The sequence below is a fragment of the Collinsella sp. HCP28S3_B9 genome, from assembly GCF_052066095.1.
In the GTDB taxonomy this organism is placed as follows: Bacteria; Actinomycetota; Coriobacteriia; order Coriobacteriales; family Coriobacteriaceae; genus Collinsella.
The window spans coordinates 1-3,434 of sequence record NZ_JBQHST010000051.1 but is presented as its reverse complement, the minus strand read 5'-3'; the positions used below and the strand labels follow the sequence as shown (position 1 = coordinate 3,434).

At 64.1% G+C, this 3,434-nt stretch carries 4 protein-coding genes; 3 read left to right on the top strand and 1 reads right to left on the bottom strand.

Features of this window, described 5'->3' with window-relative positions; all coding sequences use genetic code 11:
• The 3 genes from ACTNBB_RS08960 to ACTNBB_RS08950 form a co-directional block, all read left to right on the top strand.
• Positions 1 to 1,083, top strand: a 1,083-nt coding sequence (locus ACTNBB_RS08960; RefSeq protein WP_441071087.1) for a tyrosine-type recombinase/integrase, incomplete at its 5' end; no start/stop codon positions are given.
• Positions 1,076 to 2,659, top strand: a complete 1,584-nt coding sequence (locus ACTNBB_RS08955) for a hypothetical protein (RefSeq protein ID WP_441057954.1) — start codon at positions 1,076 to 1,078, stop codon at positions 2,657 to 2,659. The genes ACTNBB_RS08960 and ACTNBB_RS08955, both read left to right, overlap by 8 nt.
• Entirely contained in the window at positions 2,643 to 3,122 is a 480-nt protein-coding gene (locus tag ACTNBB_RS08950; protein WP_441057951.1) for a hypothetical protein, read from the top strand. The genes ACTNBB_RS08955 and ACTNBB_RS08950 overlap by 17 nt, the downstream gene beginning before the upstream one ends.
• 15 nt (positions 3,123 to 3,137) lie before the next feature.
• Here ACTNBB_RS08950 and ACTNBB_RS08945 read toward each other — a convergent pair.
• The coding region (locus ACTNBB_RS08945; RefSeq protein ID WP_441071085.1) for a tyrosine-type recombinase/integrase at positions 3,138 to 3,434 on the bottom strand (297 nt) is incomplete at its 5' end.

Here is a 3,434-nt window from a genome sequence, read left to right as displayed (position 1 = left end):
GGGCGCCTGGTACTGGACCCGACCGCGAACCTTGCGGTCAAGAGAGGTTTCGACTGCTCCAAGTTGACCCCGGAGATCCCCGAGGACATCCTCGCCTTCCTTGAGGGGCACATCGACGAGCTGGGGTCGAGCGCCTGCAGGCTGATGTTCAAGCTCGCGATGGAGACCGGCTGGCGCATCTCCGACATCAGGTGCATCCGCGTCGAGGACATCACGGCCGAGGACCCCGCCAGCGGCATGCCGCAGGTGAGGGCGAGATCCCCCAAGACCGCGGCATCCAGGATAAAGCGGCGCCTCGGCGACAAGATCTTCGCCGTCATCTCGCCAGGGCTCCACAGCGAGATCGAGGCCTACATCGAGGAGACCTCCGCCCTCAGGGAGATGTATGGGGTCGAGACGCTCTTCTTCTCGATCGACAACGGGGTGAGGGGCGAGTTTTCCGCAACGACCTTCAACAACGCTGTCAACCGGCTCCTCGAGAGGTACGGCATGCAGTCGATCGTCGAGGGCTGGGAGGCGTTCACCTCCAGGCAGACCCGCAAGACGGTCGCCGTCGAGCTCGTCAGCTCCGGCGCGCCCCTCACTGCCGTCCAAAAGCAGCTCGGTCACGTTGGCCAGGGCACTACCGAGCGCATCTACGCCGAGGTGAGGATGAAGAGGATCGCAGAGCTGAACAGCGAGTTCTTCCAGCAGAGGTTCAACCTCCTGATCGAGAGCGGCAGGCTCGACCTGTACACGGAGGAGGAGCGCCGCTGGCTCTACGTCGACTTCTGCACCAACCGCCGCAACGTGGAGCTGGGCGTGTGCTCAAAGCACCCCTCGGAGGGCAGGTGCGCCGACCTCGGCAACATCAGCTGCGCGTCCTGCCCCAAGCTGTGCACGGGAAGGGCCTTCCAAGCACGCTGGCAGGAGCTCTACGAGGACTCGTCGAGGCTGCTGGCGCAGTTCGAGGCCAAGTACGCGGAGCTGGACATCCCGATGGACGAGTACGAGGGCTACACCGAGTACGCGCAGGAGAGAACCCTGAACGAGCGCTACAGGGCGGTGCTCGACGCCATAGAGGAGGGAGTCACCCATGCCTGACAGCCCTCTCTTCCCCACATCCGGGTCCGCGGCCCTCGAGCCAGTCGTCCTCTCCAACACCGTGTCCGTCACCGACGAGCAGGCAGCCAAGATGCTCGCAGACTACTGCTCTGCCTCGAGCTTCAGCGACGACGTCTGGCAAGCCGACAAGGTGAAGCCCGACAAGAACGTCAAACCGAGCTCGCGCAACATATATTTCACGGGTATCTCGAACGAACACCTCAAGAAGGAGGCCAAGAGATGGGCGCTGACGAGGCTTGTGAAGGGCCGGGCCCCCTCCACCATCGACAAAGACATCAACGGCGCCATCGGCCGCTACGCGGGCTTCATCCCGAGCAGCTGCGAGAGCTTCGCAGAGGCGCCGCCAGACGCGCTCGTCGCCTTCCACACCTGCCTCTTCTCGGGCGAGCAGAGCGTCTCCCTGGACAACCGCCTGCACCGCTGGAACACCCTCAAGGCATTCGCGAGGGAATCTGGCTTCACCGACATCAGCTCCGCCATGCAGAGGTTCGTGCTGGAGAGGGCCCCTGCCCACGTCAAGAAGGAGGACAAGTACATCCCCGACGAGGTGGCCGACCAGCTCGACGTCATCTTCATGCGAGACGGCATCCCGCTGGTCTACAGGTGCGTCTACTGGATGCTGCGCCTGATCCCCAACCGCATCACGGAGGTCCTCAGCATGACGGTCAGGTGCCTGAAGCAGCTCAGCGCAGACACCTACACCCTGACGATCCCGTCCTTCAAGCAGTCGGGGCCCTACGTGCCGAGCGACATCAAGCTGATCGAGGTCAGGTACGAGGGAATGGGGAAGCTCCTCGTCGACCTGGTGGCGGCCCAGAGGGACGAGGTGGTGTCGCATCTCGGCAGCGACGCCGAGCTCCTCTTCACCTCGAGGACCTACAGGCTCATGAGAGACCCGAAGACCGGTGGGAGGCGCTACAAGCCGCACGGGTCGGCGTTCAAGCCGAAGAAACAGGGAAGCTGCAACCGCTTCTTCGCCCGACTTTGCGAGTACAGGGGCCTTCTCGACGAGCACGGCGAGCCCTACTCACCGACAACGCACCAGTTCCGCCACAACGCCATCAGCGACCGCATGAACTCGGGCCTCTTCCGCGCCATCGACCTGCTGCCGCTCACCGCCCACCACAACACCAAGATGATCGAGCAGAGCTACACCCACACCTCCGTCAAGGACCTGCGCAAGGACGACCCCGTCGTGTTCAGGGGCAGGATCATCAACACAGACGACCCTGCCCGCTTCGACAGGATCTTGGCGAAACCCTTCGCCAAGAGGGTCCACAGGATCGGGCTGTGCTCGGACGCCAGGGGCTGCAGCGCCGACAGGTCGAGGTGCCTCAGCTGCAGCTACCTCGTCCCCGACGCCGGCGACCTCGACTACTATCAAAGCGAGCTCGACGACTGGCGCAGCAAGCAGGAGAAGGCCCTGAGTTGCGGCAACGAGGTCTTCGCCGAGCTCTGCGGTGCTTGGATGGACGCATACGAAACGCTGACCCAGCGCGTGCTGAGCGCTATCAGCGGCGAGGACCTGGAGGTCTCTGATGAAGCAGCCCAGTGAGAACATGCAGAGGATGTACGCGGCGAAGCGCGAGAAGACGCTGGCGCTCATCCAGGGGGCCATCGACGAGATCGAAGAGGACCACCGCATCGTCACCAAGAAGGAGCTCATGGCGCTCACGGGGCTGAGCTCGGGGACGTTCAGCCAGCAGCATGTCAAGGAGCTCCTGGCGAAGAACCGGGTCTGCCAGTTCAAGCCGACGGGCAAGGTGAGCCAAGAGGGCAGGCGAGAGCTGAACAAGGACGCCGAGATAACCAGGCTGTCAAGGGAGCTCCAGAGGGCGCAGTCGCGCCTGCAGGACCTCGACATCGCCCTCGACAAGAGCAGGAAGCAATCGAGGAAGCTGAAGGAGGAGAACGCGGAGCTCCAGCGACAGCTCCTGCTGCTCCGGGGCAAGTACCAGCAGCTGCTGGAGTACCTGGAGGTGCTGGGGAGCGACCTCTCGGGCATTCCCCTCGCATGACGCGGCCCCGGCCTCCTAGTCGTCGAGGAGGCCGTCGACAAAACGCTCCGGAGCTTGGCTCACGCGGTCGACGTTGTGGGCATAGACCATCGTGGTCGTCAGGTTCGTGTGCCTTGCGAGCGCCTGGGCCTGCTGCAGGCTGGCGCCCCCCAGCAACGCGAACGTCACCGCGCTGTGCCGGAAGCTGTGGGTCGTGAGCCTCTCGCTCATATGACCCAATCCGCTGTCAAGAGCCACAATGGCCCCGCCGACCGCTTGCAATCGGTCGGCGGGGCCTGCCGTTGAACCCGTCCCGGTCCGCCCCCGGCATGT

Coding starts and splice junctions, on each gene's coding strand:
- ACTNBB_RS08955 (WP_441057954.1), top strand. CDS start 1,076: ATGCCTGACAGCCCTCTCTTCCCCACATCCGGGTCCGCGGCCCTCGAG.
- ACTNBB_RS08950 (WP_441057951.1), top strand. CDS start 2,643: ATGAAGCAGCCCAGTGAGAACATGCAGAGGATGTACGCGGCGAAGCGC.